Origin of the sequence: Streptomyces sp. NPDC002130 (assembly GCF_040296465.1) — a bacterium.
Taxonomy (GTDB): Bacteria; Actinomycetota; Actinomycetes; order Streptomycetales; family Streptomycetaceae; genus Streptomyces.
This window is the reverse complement of the sequence record NZ_JBEOXI010000135.1, coordinates 1-22,042: the sequence shown is the minus strand read 5'-3', so window position 1 is coordinate 22,042 and position 22,042 is coordinate 1. Positions and strand designations below refer to the sequence as shown.

At 66.1% G+C, this 22,042-nt stretch carries 21 protein-coding genes and 3 pseudogenes; 8 read left to right on the top strand and 16 right to left on the bottom strand.

What is annotated here, in order from left to right; translation table 11 throughout:
- Together ABT116_RS24500 and ABT116_RS24495 are read right to left on the bottom strand one after the other, a co-directional pair.
- Positions 1-751, bottom strand: a 751-nt coding sequence (locus ABT116_RS24500) for an AAA family ATPase (protein ID WP_351637533.1), incomplete at its 3' end; no start/stop codon positions are given.
- Between the two features lie 516 nt (positions 752-1,267).
- Positions 1,268-1,648: pseudogene (locus ABT116_RS24495) on the bottom strand (tyrosine-type recombinase/integrase); the annotation flags it as partial.
- On the opposite strand from ABT116_RS24495, the gene ABT116_RS24490 reads away from it, so the two are divergent.
- A complete protein-coding gene (locus tag ABT116_RS24490) occupies positions 1,622-2,008 on the top strand; it encodes a hypothetical protein (protein WP_351637531.1) in 387 nt (128 codons plus the stop codon). The pseudogene ABT116_RS24495 and the gene ABT116_RS24490 sit on opposite strands and share 27 nt — an antisense overlap.
- A 457-nt stretch (positions 2,009-2,465) precedes the next feature.
- Here ABT116_RS24490 and ABT116_RS24485 read toward each other — a convergent pair whose 3' ends face one another.
- From ABT116_RS24485 to ABT116_RS50920, 3 genes and pseudogenes are all read right to left on the bottom strand, one after another.
- Positions 2,466-5,675 carry an NACHT domain-containing protein gene (locus tag ABT116_RS24485; protein ID WP_351637539.1) on the bottom strand — a complete coding sequence of 1,070 codons (3,210 nt, stop codon included), beginning with the start codon at positions 5,673-5,675 and terminating at the stop codon, positions 2,466-2,468.
- Between the two features lie 409 nt (positions 5,676-6,084).
- Positions 6,085-6,893: pseudogene (locus ABT116_RS24480) on the bottom strand (IS5 family transposase).
- A 262-nt stretch (positions 6,894-7,155) separates the two neighbouring features.
- On the bottom strand, positions 7,156-7,455 hold the full coding sequence (locus ABT116_RS50920) for a tyrosine-type recombinase/integrase (RefSeq protein ID WP_502983930.1): 300 nt from the start codon (positions 7,453-7,455) through the stop codon (positions 7,156-7,158).
- Between the two features lie 236 nt (positions 7,456-7,691).
- On the opposite strand from ABT116_RS50920, the gene ABT116_RS24470 reads away from it, so the two are divergent.
- The 3 genes from ABT116_RS24470 to ABT116_RS24460 all read left to right on the top strand — a co-directional run bounded on the left by ABT116_RS24470 (position 7,692) and on the right by ABT116_RS24460 (position 9,496).
- Positions 7,692-8,051: a DUF805 domain-containing protein gene (locus ABT116_RS24470; RefSeq protein ID WP_037758620.1), complete on the top strand. Its 360-nt coding sequence runs from the start codon at positions 7,692-7,694 to the stop codon at positions 8,049-8,051.
- Positions 8,052-8,659: 608 nt separating this feature from the next.
- The gene (locus ABT116_RS24465; protein ID WP_351637528.1) at positions 8,660-9,067 is read left to right on the top strand and encodes an NUDIX hydrolase; all 408 of its coding nucleotides are present in this window, start codon (positions 8,660-8,662) and stop codon (positions 9,065-9,067) included.
- A 75-nt stretch (positions 9,068-9,142) separates the two neighbouring features.
- Entirely contained in the window at positions 9,143-9,496 is a 354-nt protein-coding gene (locus tag ABT116_RS24460; RefSeq protein WP_351637526.1) for a deoxyxylulose-5-phosphate synthase, read from the top strand.
- Here ABT116_RS24460 and ABT116_RS24455 read toward each other — a convergent pair.
- Positions 9,497-9,706 (bottom strand): annotated as a pseudogene (locus tag ABT116_RS24455) (IS5/IS1182 family transposase); the annotation flags it as partial.
- Here ABT116_RS24455 and ABT116_RS24450 point away from each other — a divergent pair.
- The 4 genes from ABT116_RS24450 (at position 9,695) to ABT116_RS24435 (ending at position 11,733) form a co-directional block, all read left to right on the top strand.
- On the top strand, positions 9,695-9,910 hold the full coding sequence (locus ABT116_RS24450; protein ID WP_351637537.1) for a DUF3237 family protein: 216 nt from the start codon (positions 9,695-9,697) through the stop codon (positions 9,908-9,910). The pseudogene ABT116_RS24455 and the gene ABT116_RS24450 overlap by 12 nt on opposite strands.
- Complete coding sequence (locus ABT116_RS24445; protein WP_351637524.1) at positions 9,907-10,110, top strand: hypothetical protein; 204 nt, start codon at positions 9,907-9,909, stop codon at positions 10,108-10,110. Before ABT116_RS24450 ends, ABT116_RS24445 begins: the two co-directional genes overlap by 4 nt.
- Positions 10,111-10,114: 4 nt before the next feature.
- Positions 10,115-10,615: a tetratricopeptide repeat protein gene (locus tag ABT116_RS24440; RefSeq protein WP_351637522.1), complete on the top strand. Its 501-nt coding sequence runs from the start codon at positions 10,115-10,117 to the stop codon at positions 10,613-10,615.
- A 284-nt stretch (positions 10,616-10,899) separates the two neighbouring features.
- Positions 10,900-11,733 carry a PIG-L family deacetylase gene (locus ABT116_RS24435; protein ID WP_351637520.1) on the top strand — a complete coding sequence of 278 codons (834 nt, stop codon included), beginning with the start codon at positions 10,900-10,902 and terminating at the stop codon, positions 11,731-11,733.
- Positions 11,734-11,848: 115 nt separating this feature from the next.
- Here the strand turns inward: ABT116_RS24435 and ABT116_RS24430 are convergent, their stop codons facing one another.
- The 10 genes from ABT116_RS24430 to ABT116_RS24385 all read right to left on the bottom strand — a co-directional run.
- Complete coding sequence (locus tag ABT116_RS24430) at positions 11,849-13,258, bottom strand: oxygenase MpaB family protein (RefSeq protein ID WP_351637535.1); 1,410 nt, start codon at positions 13,256-13,258, stop codon at positions 11,849-11,851.
- A gap of 98 nt (positions 13,259-13,356) precedes the next feature.
- Complete coding sequence (gene uppS / locus ABT116_RS24425; RefSeq protein WP_502983929.1) at positions 13,357-14,055, bottom strand: polyprenyl diphosphate synthase; 699 nt, start codon at positions 14,053-14,055, stop codon at positions 13,357-13,359.
- A gap of 274 nt (positions 14,056-14,329) precedes the next feature.
- A complete protein-coding gene (locus ABT116_RS24420) occupies positions 14,330-15,715 on the bottom strand; it encodes an NAD-dependent succinate-semialdehyde dehydrogenase (protein WP_351637516.1) in 1,386 nt (461 codons plus the stop codon).
- Positions 15,712-16,146 (bottom strand): cupin domain-containing protein, encoded by a 435-nt coding sequence (locus tag ABT116_RS24415; protein WP_351637513.1) that lies wholly within the window; start codon positions 16,144-16,146, stop codon positions 15,712-15,714. Before ABT116_RS24415 ends, ABT116_RS24420 begins: the two co-directional genes overlap by 4 nt.
- A 21-nt stretch (positions 16,147-16,167) precedes the next feature.
- The gene (locus ABT116_RS24410) at positions 16,168-16,470 is read right to left on the bottom strand and encodes a putative quinol monooxygenase (protein WP_351637511.1); all 303 of its coding nucleotides are present in this window, start codon (positions 16,468-16,470) and stop codon (positions 16,168-16,170) included.
- Positions 16,467-17,537 carry an Ldh family oxidoreductase gene (locus tag ABT116_RS24405; RefSeq protein WP_351637509.1) on the bottom strand — a complete coding sequence of 357 codons (1,071 nt, stop codon included), beginning with the start codon at positions 17,535-17,537 and terminating at the stop codon, positions 16,467-16,469. The genes ABT116_RS24410 and ABT116_RS24405 overlap by 4 nt, the downstream gene beginning before the upstream one ends.
- Positions 17,538-17,657: 120 nt before the next feature.
- Positions 17,658-18,383 carry a GntR family transcriptional regulator gene (locus ABT116_RS24400; RefSeq protein WP_351637507.1) on the bottom strand — a complete coding sequence of 242 codons (726 nt, stop codon included), beginning with the start codon at positions 18,381-18,383 and terminating at the stop codon, positions 17,658-17,660.
- A 464-nt stretch (positions 18,384-18,847) separates the two neighbouring features.
- Complete coding sequence (locus ABT116_RS24395; protein WP_351637505.1) at positions 18,848-21,019, bottom strand: TerD family protein; 2,172 nt, start codon at positions 21,017-21,019, stop codon at positions 18,848-18,850.
- Positions 21,020-21,118: 99 nt separating this feature from the next.
- The gene (locus ABT116_RS24390; RefSeq protein ID WP_351637503.1) at positions 21,119-21,421 is read right to left on the bottom strand and encodes a putative quinol monooxygenase; all 303 of its coding nucleotides are present in this window, start codon (positions 21,419-21,421) and stop codon (positions 21,119-21,121) included.
- 25 nt (positions 21,422-21,446) lie between these two features.
- Positions 21,447-22,042, bottom strand: a 596-nt coding sequence (locus ABT116_RS24385; protein ID WP_351637501.1) for a PfkB family carbohydrate kinase, incomplete at its 5' end; no start/stop codon positions are given.

Below are 22,042 nucleotides of genomic sequence, written 5' to 3'. Positions count from 1 at the left end.
GCATTTCGATCCGACTGATCCCCGGGACGATAGCAGACAGTTCGTCCACCAGTTCTCCGCGCCGACTTGCCGATAGGCTTTCAAAAACGCTTGCAGTATTAGATCCGTCCGATTCGTACTCGCGAGTCGAAGACGGTTCCTGCAGTTCTCCAACGCGCGCTGGGTTGATCTCTACGGTCTGCATGGCCCTTAGAACTGCCGAGGCCATGTAAACGCCAAACGAAGCGGGAATGCTGATACAGCTTTGCCCCGGCGGTACGGGTACCTTTCTGTCAATGTTACGTGCTCGCGTTTTCCCTTCTCGATCCTTTTCCTGCCAAGTTAGACTACCGTTGACGTTCCTGAAATCGTAATAGTAGCCCTCATGCGTGTGAATTACCCCGCGCTCTTCCTTTACCTCATAGCGCTTTCCCTCTAGCGCTCGCAGTTTGAGTTCATAGTATGACTCACTTGCGTTGCCGTATCGGAAGTCAAGCCGAATCGCCGGGTTGTAGGGGCGGCCAGAGCTGCGGTGCCGGAGCTGGTCGAATCCGCCCCTGCGAGCGATCGCGACGGGTAGGCCGTGATATGGAATTTCCCGGAGCAATTTGATCGCAGCCACGGCATTTGATTTTCCGGTGGCATTGGGTCCCACAAGAGCAACCATGTCTGCAAAGTCCAGGGTTGCCGATCGATAGGACAGGAAGTTCGTTAGGTGCAATCGCAAGTATGTGAGTTTTTCTTCATCGCCAAAATCGCTGATTTCACTCATGCGGACATGCTAGTCGGCCGCGGCACGCAGTCGTGTCATTTCACGGCATTAGGTTGTTCAAACTACGAGCTAGCGTCCCTGCGGTTGAGTGCGCTGTTGACCGGTTCGCTTTCCCAGCTGAGGTCTTGGACACGCGGTAACGGGCTGGCCGTCGTCACTTGCTCCGGTCGACGGCAGTGGCAGCATGGCTGAGACCGGTGGGGGTGCGGCGAGACACACGCGCGCCTGGTCGGTCGGCGCGCCCGCCATCGTGGCTGACTGTCGTTGGCGGAGGTAGGTTCGTGCCACAACCGTGCCAGATTCAGGGGTCAGCCACGGTCAACACCGGTGTCCTGCGGTCGAGCAGCCGCCCGCTTCCCCGGTAGGCGAAGCCGCAGCTCAGGCCGGAGACTACCCAGCCTCTCTCCTAAAGCGGGTGTCGCAGGTTCGAATCCTGCCGGGGGCACCAGCCAAAAGGCCCCGGACCGATCATGGTCCGGGGCCTTTGACATCCACTTCTGACATCAACGCGGGCGGTCACTCGCGGATGGGGCGCCTCCTGAGCAGGCGGTCCATGTGGCTCATGGCCTCGCGCTGCGTGTCCTGGACGACGTGGGTGTAGACGTCCATGGTGATGCTGATCTGGGAGTGGCCGAGGATCTCCATCACGACGCGAGGTGCGACTCCGGCCGCCGTGAGGAGGGTGGCGGTGCCGTGCCGGGCATCGTGCAGCCGGATGACGCGGAGGCCGGCAGCCTGGGCGACGCGCGTGAACGAGCGGTAGACGTTGCGCGGCTCGACCGGGCGGCCGGTGCGGGTGGTGAAGACGTAGGCCGACTCCTGCCACTTCTCGGCACGGCATCGCGTTCCGCGCCGCTGCGGTGACTCCTGATGCCGATGGATAAGCCGCAGCGGGGCTTCTGGTGCGAGTGCTGGACGCAAGACGTCAACGACGAGACAGGGTGGCCGGCACTCCGGGCATCCTTCGACGCCTACTCGGCACCACAGGCCGACAGATGGGTAGCGGTCGCCCTCCGCACCATCTCACCAGCACTCGACCCGGACGCCTCCGACGAGGTCTGGGCCTGGCTCTACGACGGCCGCATCGATACCCGACGAGCCCTCTTACGCATGGAGCCCTGCACGGTCTCTGTGAACTACGCCAGCACCCGCATCACATGGACGATCCGGCCAGTGGTCTTCCTACCGATGGCCCACCGGCAAGGCATCGAACTACTGTCCTGCGCACACGACTTGAAGCCTCAGCCGTCCGGCTAATCCCAGGTGAACGCGGCCACTGTCAACCATCAGCTGGGACCGAAGTGTGGACCGAAGTGTCAAGCATCTACCGGGACCGGACAGCCCCAGCAGACCGACTGAGTTACAACTTTCTCTACGGGTTCAAGGCGGCTCGCTCCGCTCACCGCGCGCGGCCCGGCCCCCGGCCGGGCCTGCGCTCCTGTCTCCGCCCCGCTCCAGCCCAGCCGGCGCCCGCGCCGCGCGCACAGCAATCAGCCACCTGATGCCAGAGAAGGGGTACGTCGTGGCAGGGGCGGTCGGCTCCGCGGCTTTACGGAGCCACTTTGGCGCGAGCCTCCAAGATCATGGCCCCAACGTCGTGCTTTACCGGGCAGGTCCACAGACTGCCCGACGCGCCGGAAGCTTACGGGGCCATGATCACTCGCGCCAAAGCAGCGCCACCCCAAAGCCGCTCCACCGACCTTAGGTATGCGCCTCAGCGCCGATTAACCTCAAACTTCCAGACAGGCGCTCCTTGGTTATCCAATTCAGCCACCACAGCAGGATGATCGGCGCCGATGAAGAGATTCTCAAATCGCGCCGAGACGCGAATCTTCCAATGACGTCCAGACTCAATAAATGGCCGCAGGTCAAACTCGCGCATGATTTCTTCATTTCCTGCACGCAATAGAGAGACCCTGACCTCTTCAAGAGACGCGGACTTAGCTAGGATTCTTGTATCCACATGCGAGCTAGCCCAAAGGGTAAGAACTGCAAGGTGAGCAAGCTCAGTAATGGGAGTGAGGTCCGCCTGCCGCCCTGCACTGATAGTAAGTCGCTGCAAGTTACGCATATCGCTGACGCCCGACAGACTCGACATGAATCGGGCAGGGGCAAGCCATAGGTTTTCGAGCTGAGGAGCCTTTTCCGCCAGATCGGCGAAGTCGAGGGCTTTTGCACCGCTATGAATGAACAGCCGTTTCAAAGCTGGAAGACTTGGAAAGGGCGAAAATTCAAACCCTTGCCTTCCGGCACGGGAGATGTTTAGAAACTCCAACTCCTGCATCCCGGAGAGATCCTCAAAGGCGTCAATCGACTCCCCGACATGGAGACTCAGATAACGAAGTTGAGTGCACGCCTCGGCGAGAGTCGCGAAAGAGAAACCTGTAACGTCTCGCCGAATGATTAGCTTCTTAAGTGCCCCCAGGCCGCGAATCCAATCCATGCCTTGAACCGCGCAGCCGATTTCAAGTTCTTCCAACTGCGGAAGATGGCGTAGAGCCCACAGCGCATGTGGAAGGTAAACCTCCATAGAGGTCCAGCATCCGGAGTTTTTTGACAATACTCTTTTGGCGTATTCCTCGGCGTCGAAGTATTCCCACGCCTGCCGAATCTCCCGCTGAACAGTCACTCTTTTGTCGCGAGCATAGCGGCTGATCAATGAGATTGCCCCATCGCCACCGACGATGGCCGCCATTCTGATAGTGGCTGCTGCCTCACTCGCGGATAGTCTTCTATTGGGTATCAGCGGAATTACCATCTCACCCGCCGCCGCCAACTCTTTCGCGTCTGTGATCCGACGTGGCGGGATTAGTTCGGCCGTGATCGACCGGACCTGGCTATACACGTCTGGTGGATTACACTCTGTTGCTGTCTCCAGACAGGCCGCAGCAAGCAAGTGTAGACGCTTTTTGTGTTCAGGTTCGGACTCGCCCCGCTTAATAAGCCCAGACAACAGAATTGAACGCTCTTTGGGCCGTGCATGACCCACTGCCATCACGAAGACTTCATGCCACTGATCTAGATGCGCATTGGCGAGAAGGTTGTCGAAGTCATCGATCTCGACGATACGGGCTGCAGCCAGATATTCTTGAAAGGTCCGATGGATGAAGTCGACTCGACCTGGAACAGGCTTCCTTAGGCAGCCACTTCGAATCAACAAGTAATCGAAGACTGTTGCAGCACCCGAATCAACTGATGGCATCGACTGCAGTGATATTGCAACTTGCTTGATTGCCTGTTCGCGAGAAGCGTCGGTAAGGCCATTCCTGATTAGCCAATGAGCAAATCCCCCCAGTATGGACTTTTTCTGAGAGTCGCCTAGATGTGCGGGTTCGGGATAGTTGATCTTTCTTTCGCGATCGCGGCGGAGAAGCAGTAGGTCGAGCGCAGCTCGATAGAGTTCCATACGGTCGCGAGGAAGCTGAGAGTGCCGGTCCCGGTTAAGAGTGCACAATAGAGCACAAAGCAGCGGGTTAGAGGCGAGTCTTCTTAGCTGTCGCTCTTCTCTGATTGATTTGATCAGATCCGATTCTCCTTGGTTTAGACTCGCAATCTCATCTTCATCGACCTCGTTAGTCCTTGCGGCGTCGTGCCAGTGCTCGACAAAGCGTTCGACATCTTTTTGATTCATCGGGAGCATGTCGAGCACCGCAAAGCCGTCTTCACTCAGCCAGTCAACCTCTGCTGCTGCCGGCCGCGAGGTGACCATATAAAGGGCGTCAGGGTAGGTAGAAATCAATGATCGAAGCCACTCGCGAGCCAAATCCCGCTGTTCGTCGGGGAGTTCGTCCACTCCATCAATCAGAATAAGAGCGCGCCCAGACCGCAATATGCGGTTAACCCATCTGTCTGGCATTTCGTCACAGAGAATAGAGCCGACTACAGGAAAAAATAGAGAGGGGTTAGGGAGGGCGCTATTGGCATACCGCCGCAGTGGCAGCATGAAAGGAACGAGGGAATTCCACTCGGCGAGATCAGACGGGAAACTCCTGTTCGCTGCATTCACTGCCAGCCATTGAAGGAGCGTTGTCTTTCCTGACCCAGCATCACCACGAAGCAGGATTCGCTTGTAGGGGGACACGGCTATTTCTGCACGCATCCCTATCCCCTTCTCAATCTCCGGCGTTTTGCGCATTGGACTCGCCGGGTCATCATCGTCAGCATCGAGGAACTTTTCCGCTGAACTACGAGAGGTAGAGAGCACCGGAGTGCCGCGTCGCGTCGTGGGCTCCACGCTCAGCGTGATGTAGGCCGTTGAGAGGTCGTATGACCGGTTTTCTCGATGCGCGAGGTCTAGGCCGAATATTTGCAACCGATTCAAAGAATCAATAACCAACGAGGTGTAGCGATTCTCGAAATCCAAATCCTCTACACGGAGGTCCGGTCCCATCTTGGCGTAGATGTTATCTACTGTTTCAATAAGGGACCGCAGCCTATTGAGCTGCTCCAATTCGACCCTTGCCGCAAATGTTGGCCATGAGGTGATGAATTGAACGAGCTGCATCGAGATGTCTCGAATTAGCAACTCACAAAATGACTCTGCTGACTCTGACAGTCCGGCCGCCCTGCGAAAGGCTGATGATTCTTGCAACACTTTCCGGGTATACAACTCTGGGTTCAGGTCGCATTCCCAAATATCTACAGGACTACCCACGAGGGTATCTGTAGCCAAGACGGCCGCAGCCTGTTTTTCATTATCAGGAAGCGAACCGTATTCGACATTCACCAATTCGCCAAGTCGGGCGGTAACGTGCTTGGTGAGCTTATGGACGTCTTCTGAATGGACCGACGTCGGTTTCTTAAGACGCAAGCGTGGGAATGTCGGGCCTGACGCGATTCCCGCACCAGGAAGCGGCAATACCCGCTTGGCTGCCGCTCCGGCAGATGCCCCCAGCACTGCTCCAGCGATCTTTCCCGCCAGCATCTCAAGCAAAGTCATCCCCCTGCAGACACGAGTCATCGGCTGACCAGACTAGCGTTGCTGAATGAGCTATGGAGGCAAAGGCTCGAACCTGATGCCATTAAGGCGAAACGTGCTGTCGGCCGGTCTGGGCGGAGCCTCTACCCCTGTGGCGTGTCAACGTCACAGGGGTAGTTGAGGCGACATCTCGGAGGCCCCTTCCACCCGAGGGCCCATGATCTAAGCCTAAGCCGCCCCGAGGTGCTCCGCGACCGGCGATCCTGGCTCCGGTCGGCGGAGGAAGGGTTCACGCGAGGGACGGCTGACATCCACGACGTCGGACGGGGGCGTACACCAGCGACTGTGTCCGGCCGCTGCAGCAGTCGCCGACCACAGCCGAAGCGTGCTGGGATCGAACTCCTAAGACGCCGTTTCAGTTGGTGAGTCGGCGGTAGCTGATGAGGGCTGCGGCGATGCCGACGAAGGCCAGGAAGTGCTCGGCCTTTCGCTCGTAGCGGCGGTGCAGGCGGCGGCACCCGGCCAGCCAGGAGACCGTTCTCTCGACGACCCAGCGGTGGCGGCCCAGCCGCGTGGAGGACTCGATACCTTTGCGGGCGATGCGGTGGCGGATGCGACGCTCGCGAAGCCATTTCCGCAGGTGGTCGTAGTCGTAGCCCTTGTCGGCGTGGAGCTTGGCCGGGCGCCGGCGGCGCGGTCCGCGGCGGGAGCGGATGGGCGGGATCCCGCGGACGAGCGGCTGCAGGCCGAGGCTGTCGTGCGTGTTGGCGCCGGAGATGCCCAGCGAGAGGGGCAGTCCGTTGCGGTCGGTGATCAGGTGGATTTTCGATCCCGGCTTGCAGCGGTCGGTCGGATTCGGTCCGGTGAGTGGCCCCCTTTTGCCGCCCGGACGCTGACGGAGTCGATGGCGCATCGCGACCAGTCCAGCTCGCCCCGAGCGCCGAGTTCGTCGAGGAGCACCCGGTGCAGCCTGGCCCACACCCGCTCTCGGCTCCACTGGGCGAAGCGCCGGTAGACGGTGGGCCAGGCTGGTCCGAACACCGGCGGCAACTGCCGCCAGGTGCAGCCCGATGTGGCCACGAAGATGATCGCCGCCAAACATTCGCGGTCCCCGGCTCGTCGGCGGCCGCCGCCCTACGGGCGTATGACCTCCGTCGGCGGGACCACCCGCCGGAACAGCGTCCACAACTCGTCCGACACCAACCGCTCGATCAGATCCGTCATGTGCGGCTCAACGAGCGATCCCACCATCAGAAACGACGTCTAAAGCGGGTGTCGCAGGTTCGAATCCTGCCGGGGGCACAATGCGTTAAGCCGCTGACCTGGGGGTTCTCCTCCAAGGAGGCGCTCTACTCGGCCTCGGACTCCTCGTCCGGGGCCGTTTGCGTGAGCGGTGCGTGAGCGGACGGAGAGTTGATCTCCGAAAATTTCTCCCCACGGATCAGCACCATCCGGCACGGATTCCGGGCCGGGATGCTCCGCGTCATCAGGCTCTGGCTCCGGCTGGGGAGCGGTGTTCTCGGGGGTGGCGCAGGCGCGCTGGACGAGCCAGGCTGCGGCCGCGGCGATGGCGAGGTCGGCTTCGGGGAGCAGGGCTTGTGTACGTGTCGGCCGTGATGGTGATCGAGGAGTGGCCGAGCATCTCCTGGATGTCCTTCAGGTCGGCCCCGGCCGCGTGGGCGAGGGTCGCGGCCCCGTGCCGGAGGTCGTGGAGCCGGACCGGTGGTAGACCGATCTCCTCGTACAGCTCGATGAACCGCCGTGTGACGTTGGCAGGGTGGAGCATCTCGCCGTTCTCCTTGGTGAAGACGCGTCCCGTCTCCCCCCAGGCGCTCCCCCACTCCTCGCGGTCACGGACTCACGCATCACAAAGTAGGGGAAGTCAGGCCCTATGCGCCTGACTGTGATCACCGATCGGCCGCTGCCCGATAACTTTTTGACCGGTGAAATCAAGCCATCTATATTCCGCGCTGGCTTGATCCTTTCGGACAGGCCTCACCGCTCTTGTCCCTGGGGGGACCCATGCACTGGTACATCGACGTCCTCAAGAAGTACGCCACCTTCAGCGGCCGCGCCCGCCGCCAGGAGTACTGGATGTTCACGCTCATCAGCTCGCTCATCTATGTCGTGCTGATGGTCATCGACATCAGCACCCTCGGCACCGGCGTCATCGCCGTGATCTACGAGCTCGCCGTCCTGCTCCCTAGCCTCGCGGTTGCCGTCCGCCGCCTCCACGACACCGAGCGCTCTGGCTGGTGGCTGCTCATCGCCCTTATCCCGCTGGTAGGCGCCATTATCCTGCTGGTCTTCCTGGCCAGCGACAGCAAGGGGGAAGCGAACGGGTACGGCCCGAACCCGAAGCTGGCCGCCGCGGCTGCCTGACATTCCCTCACTTACGGTGGCCTGCTATCCCAGCGGGGGGTGACGGGCCACCGTTGAGGACCGTTCTCATGAGAGTTGCGCCAGCCGCAAGCCGTGTCACAACCATGCTCGTCCTCCAGGTGCTCCCAGCTGTACCGGTGGAGTCGGCCGGCCGGAGTCAGCTCGGCCTTCTTGATGGCGATCAACTCACCGCGGTCGGGTACGGCTCGAAGTACCACAAGCCACCCTCCTCATCGGCGTGGCGAAAGTGGTGCCGCAGGGTGGCCCCCTCATCAAGGGATCAGAAGTACGCCACGCTCTCTGCTTTGATGCGCTCCAGGTCAACCATAGGATCATCGTGCCAGCGAGCACGTGCGGTTGCACTGTTCTGACATCCACAGGTGACATCAACGCCCCCGGACGCCAGCACTCCCACGCGGTCGTGCACGGCTATGGCGGCCAGGCGGCTCCCCGACGGTACCGAGCAACGATCGAACTCCTAAAGCGGGTGTCGCAGGTTCGAATCCTGCCGGGGGCACAGAGATAAGGGCCAGCTCAGGAGGGGTTGTTTCCTCCCGGGCTGGCCCTTCACCGTTTCGGGCGCCGTGCCACACCGATACCGTCCCGTCATGGCGAATGGCAACGGTGTGCCGGAGAAGGTGGCGTGGGTCCTGGTCCAGGACTGTCTGGTGCTAGTGACGCGTAGTCACGGCAGGGATCGCTTCTACCTCCCGGGTGGTCACCGTGAGCCGGGCGAGTCCGACGACGAGACTCTGGTGCGGGAGATCGACGAGGAACTGCAGGCGGCTATCGACCCTAGTTCCATGGTGCACTTCGGCACCTTCGAGATCGGCGAGGGTCATCCGGAGCACGGCCCGTTCCGGATGATCTGCTACACCGCCGATCACCGCGGCGGGCTGACCCCTTCACGGGAGATCGCCGAGAAGGCGTGGTTCCGCTACGCCGACAGGCACCGGGTCTCCGTCATCGACGGGCTGGTCTTCGACGCGCTGTACGAGGCCGGTCGGCTGCCCTGACCTCGTGGTCGCTGTGCATGCGGGTGCACCGAAACTCCGTCGAGCCCGATCCTGCGACGGCTCTACCCTGGCCGCATGGCCCACGGAAAGACCTCTTATGTTTGCCTGCCCTGCCGGGCCTCGTACAAGCAGCCCTACCCCGGCTACCACGACCACGACCGGGTCTGTCCACGCTGCGCCGAACCACTGATCCATGTCGGCTCCGCCTTCGCGGCACCCAAGAGGCGGGACACCGCCGCCTGGCGCACCCTCTCCGTACTGCTGCACGCCGGTGTGCGCTTCCACAAAAGCTGCTGCGGCGGCCCCGGCTACCGCCCACGCACCCTCAGCGAGGTGCGCGAGCGGATGGCCTACGCCCGGGCCACCGGAGAACCGTTCGCTCAGTCGTTGGTCCGCCAAGACCTGCCCCAGGTCGTGTCTGACAAATGATCACGGTTCGCGGAGCCAGAGGATGAGCGAGGCGAGTCGGAGGCCGGTGAGGTAACGAGCGGCGACCTTGTCGAAGCGGGTGGTCACGGCGCGGAACCGCTTGAGCCTGCTGAAGCAGCGTTCGGCGTTCGACGACATTGCGGGCCTTGTACTGCTCTGGATCAAAGGCCGGGGCCGCCCGCCGGCCGAGCCTCGACGCTGCCGGTTGGCGATCGCACGCCGCCCGAAGCACGCGACGCCCCGGCCGACCCCGACGAGCGGCACCGGATCGACCCAGCCGATTACTACTTCCGGACCAACCCGCTCTTCGAGACAGGGGCCGAGCCTTACGCATGGCTCAACGGCACGGTCTGCGTCGGGTCGGGATACCTCGTCGAAGGCGGCATCGCCTACAAGGTCTGCCGGGTCCTGTGACGGAACGTCGTGGCAGCGAAGCCTCCCCGGCCGTCCTGCCCGTGCACGGCACCTACTGGAGCCGTGTCCGGCTGCCTGTCCTCGGCGACCTGGCCGCCGTGCGTTCGCTGCTCGTCTGCCTCGGTTCGGTGGTGATCCGGACAATGAACGGCTCACTTCGTTCCGTTGAGATCAAGGACGCCGGCGCCCCGGCACGATGAGCGCATGGATGGACAGATGAGAGACGAACTACTGGCTGAAGCCATCCGGCTGCGCCGGCAGGGGAATCCCGAAGAGGCCCGGAGGAAGCTGCTGGATCTGGCCGCCGAGCACCCCGGGGACGCCGAGGTGGCTTACCAGACTGCCTGGGTCCATGACGTGCTGGGCCTGGAGGCGGAGGCTGTCCCCTTCTACGTAGGCAGTCTCGAAGGATCAGGGCTGTCGGACGAGGACCGCCGCGGAGCTCTCCTCGGCCTCGGCAGTACCTACCGGATACTCGGCCGGTACACCCAGGCGGTCGACACCCTCCGCCAAGGCGCGGCCGAGTTCCCCGATGACGGTGCCCTGCAGACCTTCCTCGCCATGGCCCTGTTCAACACCGACCAGCACCACGAAGCCATGCAGATCCTGCTCAAGCTGCTCGCCACCACCAGCCAGGACCCTTACGTGCGCCAGTACCGGCGGGCCATCGAGACATACGCCCAAGACCTCGACGCCACCGTCTGAACCGGCTGATTCGCCCCTCACACCCACGCACGATCTCACTGCTGGTGCCAGCATGACACGTGCCCGTTGAAACGCCTAAGCCTGGAGAACCAAGCGGTCGCGCCGGGAACAGCCGGCCCGGTCGGCGCGGTTGCATCGACCGAGGGGCAAGTGCATCGCACGAGCGGGGGATCAGGGGCTTCCAGGTCGTCCGCACCAGGATCCGCACCAGGATCCGGGCCCAGGGATCGCGGTAGCCCGCCCCGCACTCGGACCAAGACTTACTTCTGCAGGAGGACTGTTCCATGACTGACCGGCCCTTGACGCTCATGGCAGTACACGCCCACCCCGACGACGAGGCCACCGGAACCGGAGGGGTCCTGGCGCGGTACGCGGCGGAAGGCATCCGCACGGTTCTCGTGACGTGTACCGACGGCGGTTGCGGTGACGGACCGGGGGGTGTCAAACCGGGCGACCCCGGGCACGATCCGGCGGCGGTCGCCTTGATGCGCCGTCGAGAACTCGAGGCGAGCTGTGACGTCCTGAAGATCAGCGATCTGGAGATGCTGGATTATGCCGACTCCGGGATGATGGGCTGGCCGAGCAACGACGCCCCCGGATCCTTCTGGCAGACCCCCGTGGAGCAAGGCGCGGCCCGACTTGCGGAACTCATGCGGCACTACCGGCCTGATGTGGTCGTCACCTACGACGAGAACGGCTTCTACGGCCACCCCGACCACATCCAGGCCCACCGCATCACGATGGCGGCGCTGGAGATGACCACGCTGGCACCGAAGGTGTACTGGACCACGATGCCCCGCTCGATGATGCAGCGGTTCGGCGAGGTCATGCGCGAGTTCCATGAGGACATGCCGGAGCCGGATCCTGCCGAGGCCGCCGCGCTGGCCGAGATCGGCCTGCCCGACGATGAGATCACCACGTGGGTGGACACCACCGAGTTCAGTGGTCAGAAGTTCGACGCGCTGGCCGCGCACGCCAGTCAGGGCGAGAACATCTTCTTCCTCAAGATGGGCAAGGAGAGGTTCGGCGAGTTGATGGGCATGGAGACCTTCGTGCGGGTCAAGGACGCCACCGGCGCGGCCGTACCGGAGAACGATCTTTTCGCGGGGCTGCGTTGATCAGTCTCTTGGGACGGCCGGCCGGAAAGCGCAGCGGTGACCGGCCAGTTGCTCGGCTGCGACCGCCGGTGGACACGGCAGCGGCCATGGCCTCGCGGCGGACGCCGGCCGGCATTCATGCCTGTGCGAGTAGCGGATCGTAGGGGGTCGTGCGCCGGCGGCCGGTCATGAAGGACAGGAAGTCCTTGATGAATGCGCTGCGCGTGTACTGCGTCTCGGTGCCGGTCGTGTCGCGCTGGAAGGCGGTGCGGAACAGGGCGCGGTATTCGTCCGCGTCGATGGTCTGGTTGCCGTCCTTGTCGGTGGCGTCGAAGAGGACTTCGGCGACTCTGATCAGTGCTGGTCCGGCCAGGGAAGGAACCGCCGCGGCGTACTCCTGGGCGCTGACGCGACCGTCGCCGTCGGTGTCGAGGGCGCTCTGCAGTTCGCGCCACCAGCCGGCGAAGGCGTCGTAGAGCCGGGTCTCCTCGGGTTCGTCCAGGTCGAGGCGGCTGGACAGCTCGCGGGCCATGGCAGCGAGGTCGGGCCAGTCCAGGTAGCCGTTGCCGGTCTGGTCCAGCATCTCGGCGAAGAACTGCTCAGCGCTGCGCTGGGTCGTGCCTTCCGGGGCGGGCTCCGGTTCAGGAGGGAGGGGGGCGATGAGCCGGATGAGGGCTGCGGCCCGGTTCATTCTGTCGCGCAGGGCGCCGACCGTGCGTGCTCGCGGGTCGTCGCTGTCGAGGGAGAGGGACAGCAGGTCGGTGATGGTGTCGGCCTGGAGCCAGCCGTCCGGCAGGAGGCGGGCCAGGCCGGCGGCCAGGTAGGCGCCTTGCATCAGGGTTTGTGCGCCGGGCAGTTCCGGCAGCCCTGCCCGTCGGCGGAACGGCTCGGGCAGGGACGCCACGGTGATGGTCCCGATGAGGGGACCGGCGACGGTGCGGCCGGCCGCCCACAGGGTGGGCAGGCCGTGCAGCAGCGGCGGGGCCGGGAGGTGGTCGAAGAGCTTGTAGAGGATGATGCGCATCGCCTCCGTGTTCTCCAGTTCCTCCTCTACCACCCGGTCGTAGTAACTCCAGAACTCGTGCAAGGACGGTGGCAGATGACCGGCCTCGTCACCCATGGCCGCGAGGAACGCCTGGAACTCCGCATACAGCCGCTCCATGGTCTGCTGGTCGAGGGGCTGGCCGCTGAGCCGGCACATGGTGACGGCACTCTCGAATATCGTCGCGACCACCCAGGCCCGCACGTCGGGGTCCGTCGCGTCGTAGGGGCGGCCTTGCTGGTCGGTGCCGTTCAACCGTGCGTGCAGGCGGTTGAGCCGGGCCGCCTCCCGTTGCCGGACGTGGTCGTCGGCGCCGAACATGCGCTGCAGGCTCAGGAGGGTGTTGCGCAGCCGCCGCCAGGGATGGGCGACGAACGTGGAGTTGTCGATCAGGGCCCCGCCGATCTGCGGGTGGGCCGCTTCCAGGACGGTCGCCCGGACCATGGCCAGTGCCCAGCGGGGGTCGTTGAAGAACTCGTGGAACTGCGAGCCCGGCCCGAACAGCGGTGCTGTCCTGCCTTCGTCGTCCGGCTGCCGAAAGTCGCCGTCGCTTTCCGTCCCGCCGGCTCCGGTGCTGCCGAGAGGGGCACTGTCTGCGTGGGTCACGGTCGGGGTTCTCCGTTCTGATGGTTCTGATGCGGCACCACGCCACCGAAGCGACGCTCCCGTTGCCGATAGGTGTGCAGGCACTCGAGGAAGTGCGGTGCGCGGAAGTCGGGCCACAGCACCGGCGGGAACACCCATTCGGCGTAGGCGACCTGCCAGAGCATGAAGTTGGAGATGCGCTGCTCCCCGGACGTCCGGATGACCAGATCGACGTCGGGGGTGTCGGGGAAGGGCAGGTGCGCGGCGAAACTCTCCTCGTCCACCGCCTCGGCCGGCACGCCACTGCGGATCAGTGACCGTGCGGCCTCCACGATGTCCCTGCGCCCGCCGTGATCGAAGGCGACGGTCAGCGTCATGCCGTGGTTGTCGCCGGTCAGGGTCATCAGGTCGGCGAAGTCCCGGGCCAGGGCCGGGGGCACCCGCGGATCGGTCACGCCGAGGAAGCGGCAGCGGATACCGCGCGCGTGCAGCAGCGGGGCGTGTTTGCGCGCCACGCGGCGCACCAGGTGCATGAGGAAGTCGACCTCGGCGCTCGGGCGGCGCCAGTTCTCCGTGGAGAACGCGTAGAGGCTCAGCCAGCCGACACCGGCGGAACGGGCCGCCTCGATGACGTCGATCACCGCCGCCTCCGCGGCACGGTGACCCGACGTCCGCGGCAATGACCGCTGCGCGGCCCACCGCCCATTGCCGTCCATGACGCACGCGACATGACGCGGAGGGCTGCGCGGCTCCTCGCCGCCCGGACCGGATGAGGTGGATGTTCCGGCAGTCTTTCGCTGTGTCACATGCGCCCCCCGCATCGGCCGTGACGTCTCCCCTGGGCGGTCGAAGACCCGGCTGGGGTCTTTCAACACCGTTGCAGAGAGTGCCAGTTCACGCCTTCGCAGGCAGTGTCACATGTGACTTTTCACCCTTGATACGCCTGTCCGAGCCGGGTCCGGTGCGGTGTTGCGGCAGGGCGTGATCCGGTCAGGCGGTGACCCAGTACGTGCGGGTGTTGGTGAACTCGCGGATGCCGGCGGCGGCCAGTTCGCGGCCGTGGCCGCTGCGCTTGGTGCCGCCGAAGGGCAGGCGGGGGTCGGAGGCGACGATCGCGTTGACGAAGGCCGCTCCGCTGGTGACACGGCGGGCGAGGGCGACGCCCCGGCTCGGGTCGGCCGTCCAGACGCTCAGGCCGAGCCCGTACGGCGTGGCGTTCGCGAGCCGTACGGCGTCCTCGTCGTCCCGGGCGACGGCGATGGCGGCGAGTGGGCCGAAGGTCTCCTCGTCGAAGGCCGGCATTCCCGGGCCGGTGTCGCCGAGGACCGTGGGCTGGTAGAAGAAGCCGTCGCCGGGCACGGGCTTGCCGCCGGTCAGGAGGCGGGCTCCGGCGGCGACGGATTCCTCGACCTGTCGCTGGATCGCCGCCCGCAGGTCGTCGCGGGCGAGCGGGCCTACCTGCGTCCGTCGTTCGCGCGGGTCGCCGACGCGCAGGGCTTCGACACCGGCCACGAACGCGGCGGTGAACGCGTCCGCCACGGAGGCGGCGACGATGAACCGCTTCGCGCATACGCAGCTCTGCCCGCAGTTGGTGAAGCGCGCCTTCACCGCGGCCGCCGCGGCCACGTCGACGTCGGCGTCGTCCAGGACCACGAAGGCGTCCGATCCGCCCAGTTCCAGCACGGACTTCTTCGCCGCGCGCCCGGCCGCCGAACCGACGGCCGAGCCTGCCCGGTTGCTGCCCGTGAGGGTGACGGCCGCGACGCGGTCGTCCTCGACGAGTCGCGCGGTCACGTCGGGAACGTCGGTGTCGGCGATCACCAGGGTGGTCACCAGGTGCTCGGGGAAACCGGCTTCCACGAAGAGGTCCTGGAGGGCGAGCGCGCTGCCGGTGACGTTGGAGGCGTGCTTGAGCAGGACGCCGTTGCCGGCCACCAGGGAGGGGATGGCGAAGCGCATGACCTGCCAGACGGGGAAGTTCCACGGCATGACGGCCAGGACGAGTCCGGCGGGCTCGTAGGCCACCCAGGCTTGTGACCCGTCGATCTCGACGTGCTCGTCGGCGAGGATGCCGGGTCCCTGCCGGGCGTAGTACTCGGCCGTGACGGCCGACTTCTCGACCTCGCCCTCGGCCTCGCCGACCGGCTTTCCCATCTCGGCGACGGCCAGGGAAGCGAGAGGGGCCTTGTGCTCGCGCAGGGTCCGAGCGAGGCGGTGGGCGCGCGCGGCCCGCTCGGTGACCGGCACCAGGGCCCAGGCACGGCTCGCGGCATGGGCCCGTGCCACGGCGGTCTCGATACGGTTCGCGTCCCAGCCTTCGTACGTGGCGGTCGGCTCACCGGTGGACGGGTCGACGGTCTGCAGGATGCCGCTCATGCGGTGGGTGCCCCTCCTCTGTCGTGCTCCGAGAGGTGCTCGAAGGTCTCGCCGGTGGCGGTGATGGTGCGGGTGACGTCCCGGCCGCCGTAGACCCAGTAGATCCGCATGACGCCCTCGCCGCGGTTGAAGAAGCGGTGCGGTGTGCCGGACGGCACCCAGGTGGCCTGGCCGGGCTCCAGGTCGAAGAACTCGCCGTCGATCTCCGCGGTCGCCTCCCCTTCGAGGATCAGCACGGACTCCTCGACGTTGTGGCTGTGCAGGGGAAGGCCGGTGCCGGGCTGGAAGACGGTCTGGCCGGTCGTGATGACGGCCTTCTCCGAGTTCCACTTGCCGACGTAGGGGAGGGTGGCCACGCCGCCGCCGCGGTCGAAGCGTTCGACCTTGTCGGGGTGGATGAGCAGGTTTGGTGCGACGGGCTCGGTGCACATGCGGCGGCTCCGATCGAGAGGTCAGGAGTGGTGGAACAGGCGGCGGGAGAGCGTGTTGACCTGGCTGCCGGGGACGACGTACTTCGCCGCGGCCTCGCGCCAGATCCTGAAGTGGGGGGCGGCGCGGTGGGCCTCTACGGCGGCCTCGTCGTCGTAGATCTCGTGGAAGACGAAGTGGTGGTCGTCGGCCAGGTCGCAGACGACGTCGAAGTAGCGGCAGCCGGGCTCGTCGGTGAAGGAACGCTCGGCGTTCTCCTCGATGGCCTTGAGGAAGTCCTCCCGGCAGCCGGGCGCGACCTGGAGGGACACGGTCAGGGCAATCATGCGGGCAGCTCCTGGGGGGTGACGGAACGGGGCAGGGGTACGGCGGTGGCGTCGGCGATCCGTGCGAGGGCAGCCCAGGTGTCATCGACGAGCGTGATGCCCTCGGTGCGCAGCCGCTCGGCGGTGCGGATCTCCGGCTCACCGGGGACGAAGATCTCGTCGGTGCCGGGCGCGGTCGGGGTCGACTTGGTCTCCTCGATCAGGGTCTCCATCCGCTGCTCGAAGTCGGCCGGGTCGGCCATCGACCGGATGTCGACGCACAGCAGCAGGTGGCCGACGCCGCTGCGGCCGGTGGACCGGTAGGGGCCGACGACCGCCGAGCCGAAGGCGCTGCCGGTCAGCACGCCCGCCAGCACATCGAACATGAAGGACATGGCGTAGCCCTTGTGGCCGGCCATCGGCAGGATCAGGCCCTCGATCGCACGCCGCGGATCGGTCGTCGGCACGCCCTCGGCGTCGGCCGCCCAGCCCTCGGGAATCGGCTCACCGCGTTCCTTGGCGTGGTAGATCTTGCCGCGCGCCACGGCTGTGTTCGCGATGTCCATCACGACCGTGCCGTGACGGCCGCCGGGGGCGGCGATCGACCACGGATTGGTGCCGACTCGCTTCTCCTTGCCGCCCCAAGGGGGCATGGCCGGGCTGGCGTTGGTGGCCAGCAGTGCCACGCAGCCCTGCTCGGCGGCCCTGCGCGTGAAGTACGCCGCGGTCCCGAAGTGACCGGAGTTGCGGACGGCGACCGCGCTGATGCCGTGCCCATGGGCACGCTCGACTCCCAGGGCCACCGCGCGGTCGGTGAGCACCTGGCCGAGACCGTCACGGCCGTCGACCACGACGACGGCGCCGTTGTCGCTGACGACTTCCGGGTCCGCGACGGCCGTGGTGGCCCCGCTCGCGAGGCGGTCGAGGTACCAGGGCAGGCGCAGCATGCCGTGGGACGCGTGTCCCCACAGCTCCGCGGTCACCAGCGTGTCCGCGAGCAGACGGGCGTCCGCGGGCGGGACACCGTGTGCCTCGGCGGTGGCGGCGGCGAAACCCAGGAGTTCGGCGGCGCCGACGGTGTGCGGCATGAGGCGGCCTCTCGCATCGAGAAGTGGTGTATCCATTCCTGTATACAGGACAACCCATGGAGAAACCACAGGCCGGAAGGCGCGGTGCCCCAGCGCCTTCGTCGGACGCGAAGGGGTGTCTCAGCCTGCGATGTCCAGCGACACGTCCGTGGCGAGTGTCAGATCCTGGCTGGTCAGACTGTCGATGAGCGCCTGCAGGGTCTGTGCGAGGTGGTGCCGGCAGGCCGCCTCCGCCGCCTGGGCGTCTCCGTGGGTGACCGCCTTCAGCATCGCGCGGTGCTCCTCCAGTGAGATCAGCATGCGGCGCGGGCCGCTGTGCGAGAGGTGACGCAGGCGTACGGTCTGACTGCGCAGGTCGCGGATCGTGCGGGCGAGGTAGGGATTGCGGCAGGCCGCGATGACCGCCTGGTCGAACGCCTCGGTGATGTCGTAGAACTCCTGGTACGAGCCTGCCTGCGTGGCGGAATCCAGCGCGCGGAAGGACTCGTCGAACACCTCGAGGCGCTCCAGCAGTTCACGGAACGGCGCCAGCACCCGCTCGTCGGCCGAGCCCGCCGTGGCGACCGAGGCGGCCGCGCGGGGCTCCAGCAGCATCCGGAACTCGAACAGGGCGCGCACACCGCCCAGGGAGATGCCGGCCACCCGGGCCACCTCCCCCGGCACGAAGTCGACCAGCCCTTCCCGGGCCAGCCGCCGGATAGCCTCCCGCACCGGCGTCCGTGAAGCCCCCAGCTCCTCGCCCAGCCGGACCTCGCTCAGCTTGGCCCCCGGCCGCATCCGCAGCGACTCGATGTCACCCTTCAGCCGCTCGTAGACCGCCTCGCTCTTGCCAGTCGCCCGGGCCATGGGACTCCCTGTCCGTCCTTGCGCACACTGTTCTGTATACAGAGTACGCCGGGCGACGCGTCCACTCACCGAGTTCAACCGGGAGACCCGGGCAGCGCCCCCGGCAAGATCACGGCTCTCCCGGGTGGCACGATGCGTTGCCGCTCCGTGAGACCGGGCACCGCCCCGAGCAGCGTCGAAGGCAAGGAAAGCGAAGGAACTCATCGCATATGAAGCCGCTTTCGCGGCGGAGGAGAAGGAAGCCCCTTCATGGCCTCGCCATGGCCGACGCTACCAGTCGGTCAAAGCCAAGTCAGGCCTGTTTCCCGGGAGTGATGAGTTGTCGGCGCACGCGAAAACTGAGAGGCGCCGCGTGGGCGCCTCTCAGTCGAAGTCGAGGGCGAGGAGAGCGAAGGAACTTGAGTTCATTTGGAGTGAATGAGAAGGAAGCCCCTTCATGGCCTCGCCGTCGGCAACGCTAGCACTCAGGCCGGGATCAGGTCGCGCAGATTTTCGAGGGTGATGATCCGGGAGTCCGGGTGCAGCCCCTCGGGACGTTCGAGACCGATGTACGTCACGGGCTCCTCCGGGACCGGCTCGCCGTCCCACAGGTCCATGGCCGTGGTGTCGCGGGACATCAGGTCGATCAGGTACCTCGTCGTCAGCTGCTCGCGCTCCACGAGGGCACGCACGACCTTGGACACCGACACCTGGTTCTCCTCGACCCGGTTCGCCTCCGAGATGCCCTTCAGATACAGGTGCAGCCACTTCGCACGCCACGTGCCGTCGTCCCCGCGCCGGAAGACCAGAGGCAGTGCCACCCGGCCGACCCCGCGCAGCTCCGACTTCATCCGCACCGTCCGCGGCTCGAACGGACGGCCCTTGCGCTCACCTTCGCGCAGCATGAACCCGAAGAACGACTCCTCGACCTCCTCGAAGCCTTCGCCCGCGTAGATGTTGACCTGCGGAACGATGTACGTGCTGCGCACCCGGTCCAGGGACAGGTCGATGAACTCCGAGGCCCCGTCGGGCGCCTCGGTGACATCGCCCGAATGCTTGCCCCCGACGGCGGTGAGGGCCGTGTAGGAGAGCCAGGAGTCGGTGCTGTAGTCGCTGTGCAGAAGCAGGGCCGACAGGTCGTAGTCGGTGCGGACCCCGGTCTGCTTCCAGTACACGAAGAAGCGCAGCAGTTCGCCGTCGACCCGCGAGACCGAACCCCGCGGCAGTACGCCGAATCCGGCCGCGGTCGCCCTGCCGGTGAGCGGGAGCGCCACGTCGAGGACCTCGGGGTCGAGCAGCAGCCGGCCCGGCGCCGGGAGCCGGCGGCGCATCTCGGCGTCGAGGGCGGCGATCAGACGATCGCGGTCCGCGGCCGGTGCCGGAGGCCGGCCGTCGGGGGTCACCCAGGCGCGGCCCCGGCGGTTGACGAAGATGCGCGCTTCGCCGGTCTCCCGCTCCCGGTTGTGGAAGTGCTCGCGGACCGAGAGGACGACCCGGCCGGAGACCTCGGGAGCGACCTCCACCGCGGCGGCCACCACCGCGTCCCGCTCCTCCTGGTCGGCGGCGATGCGCAGCAGGAGGTCCAGGGCGCGGAACAGCTTGCCGGGAGCGGACTTCAGCAGCTTCACCGCACCGGTGACGTCGTACTCGTCGAGCAGCTTCTCGACGCGGCTGTCGAAGGACCGCGCCTCCTTCTCACCCCGGGCCACGGCGAACACGTCGGCGGCGTGCGGCCAGCGCGGGTACTCGTGCGGATGGAGACGCTCGCCGAGGCGCTTGAAGGGCTCCCGGTGCGCGTGCACATCGGCGAGCTTCGCCGGGCTGGCCGCGACCACCGCGTCGAGGCCCGCGAGCAGCGCCCGGCGGACCGGCCGCGGCAGTGTCCGGAACCGGGTCGGCTCCTGGAGCGTCACATCGCCGCCCGACAGGGCGCAGGCCAGACGCAGCACATCGGTGACGGTGTCCAGCAGGAGGTCGGCGCCGACGCCGAGGCGGGCCTCGTTGACGACCGCCCGGTTCTCCCGGACGGGGATCGACTCCGGCTGGGGGCCGGGCGCGCATCGCTCGGCGAGGGCCTTGAGGTCGCGCAGGTGGTCCTCGCCCAGGGGCGTCGTGCTGCCCGCCAAGGCCAGGTAGAGGTCGGTGAGTTCGTCGTCCAGGTCCCGCCCGAGGTGCAGGACGGTCACCCGGTCGCCCGCCGAGGCGATCAGCTCGTCCTGTGCCGCGAGCATCTCCTCGTAGGTGTGCTGGTAGCGGCCGTACGTGGGGAGGCTGAGCAGGTTCACGACCCCGTGCGCCAGCTGCGCCAGCACGTTCTCGCGCGATGTGTCGTCGGCGAGCGCCTTCGTCACGCACCGCATCCAGAACTCTTCGGTGTCCGGCACGTTCGCCGGGAAGTCGATGAAGTACGAGTTGTGCCGGACGTGGTCGCCCACCATCTCGCTCACGGTGGCCAGCGTTCGCCGGGCGGTGTGCACGACTGCGGCCTCGGACAGCCCTGACAGCCGCTCCAGCAGTTCGGCGGAGAGCTTGAAGCCCACGGAGGTCAGCGCCGCGTCGAACTGCCGGGCGGCGGTGGCGCCTTTCCCCGCGGATCCCTTGGGGGAGGGCAGGCGATGGGTGTGCCGGATGACCAGCGATTCGAAACTGTGCGCCATTCGGGGATGATCGCAGAGGTGCGTAAGGCGTCGCACAGGAGTTTTTCGCACGACGCCGTGCCCCGGGGCCTCCGGCGAGCGGGCATCGGCCGGCGCCCCTCAGGGACGCGTGGCCAGTGGGTCGAGGAACGTCAGTACGGAGGCGTCCTCCTCGATCAGCGGAGTGAGGGCGGCATTGAACGGAGGGCCGTACGGGGCGTTCAGGTGTGCCTGGAAGGCGTCCTCGTCGCGGTAGACCTCGAAGATCCAGTAGGCGCGAGGGGCGGCCGTTTTCGTGTAGACGTCGAAGGCCAGGTTGCCTTCCTCCTCGCGCACCTTGAGGGCGTACTCCTGGATCAGACGGGTGACCTCGTCCTCCGCTCCCTCTCGGGCGGTGAATTCGGCGAGCAGGGTCTTCGTCATGGTCTTCCGTCCTTGTCCGTGGGGTTCAGTGGGCCGAGTCGAGGTGCCGGACGGCGGGCGCGTCCGTCGGGAGCTGCGCCAGCTGGTCCTGCCATGGCGGATTGGGGCCGGCGACCGAGCAGGTCAGGGCTGCCACCTGCACGGCGAACAGGCAGGCGGCCTCGACGTCGGCGAGACGCAGGTCCGTCAGCCTGCCGCCGAGAAGTCCGTGGGTGCCGAGGTGGTGCAGCAGGCCTGCCGTGAAGGAGTCCCCCGCACCGACCGTGTCGACGACCGGCGTGGCCACCGCCGGCACCCGCACACGCTCCCCGTCGAGTGAGGCCAGGGCTCCGCCGGCGCCGCGCGTGATCACCACGAGCCGTGCCCCCGCCGCGTGCCAGGTGTCGCACGCCTGCTCGGGCGGTGTTCCGGGCAGGAGGAGATCCAGGTCGTCCTCGCTCAGCCGCAGCACGTCCGCGAGGCCGCACCAGTGCGCCAGCCGGGCGCGGTAGACCTCGGGGCGCACCAGGAGCGGGCGGACGTTGGGGTCGATGCTGATGGTGGCCCGGGGAGCGGCCGCTGCCAGGAAGTCCTCCACCACCGCCGCTCCCGGTTCCCTGACCAGGGCCAGCGACCCGGTGT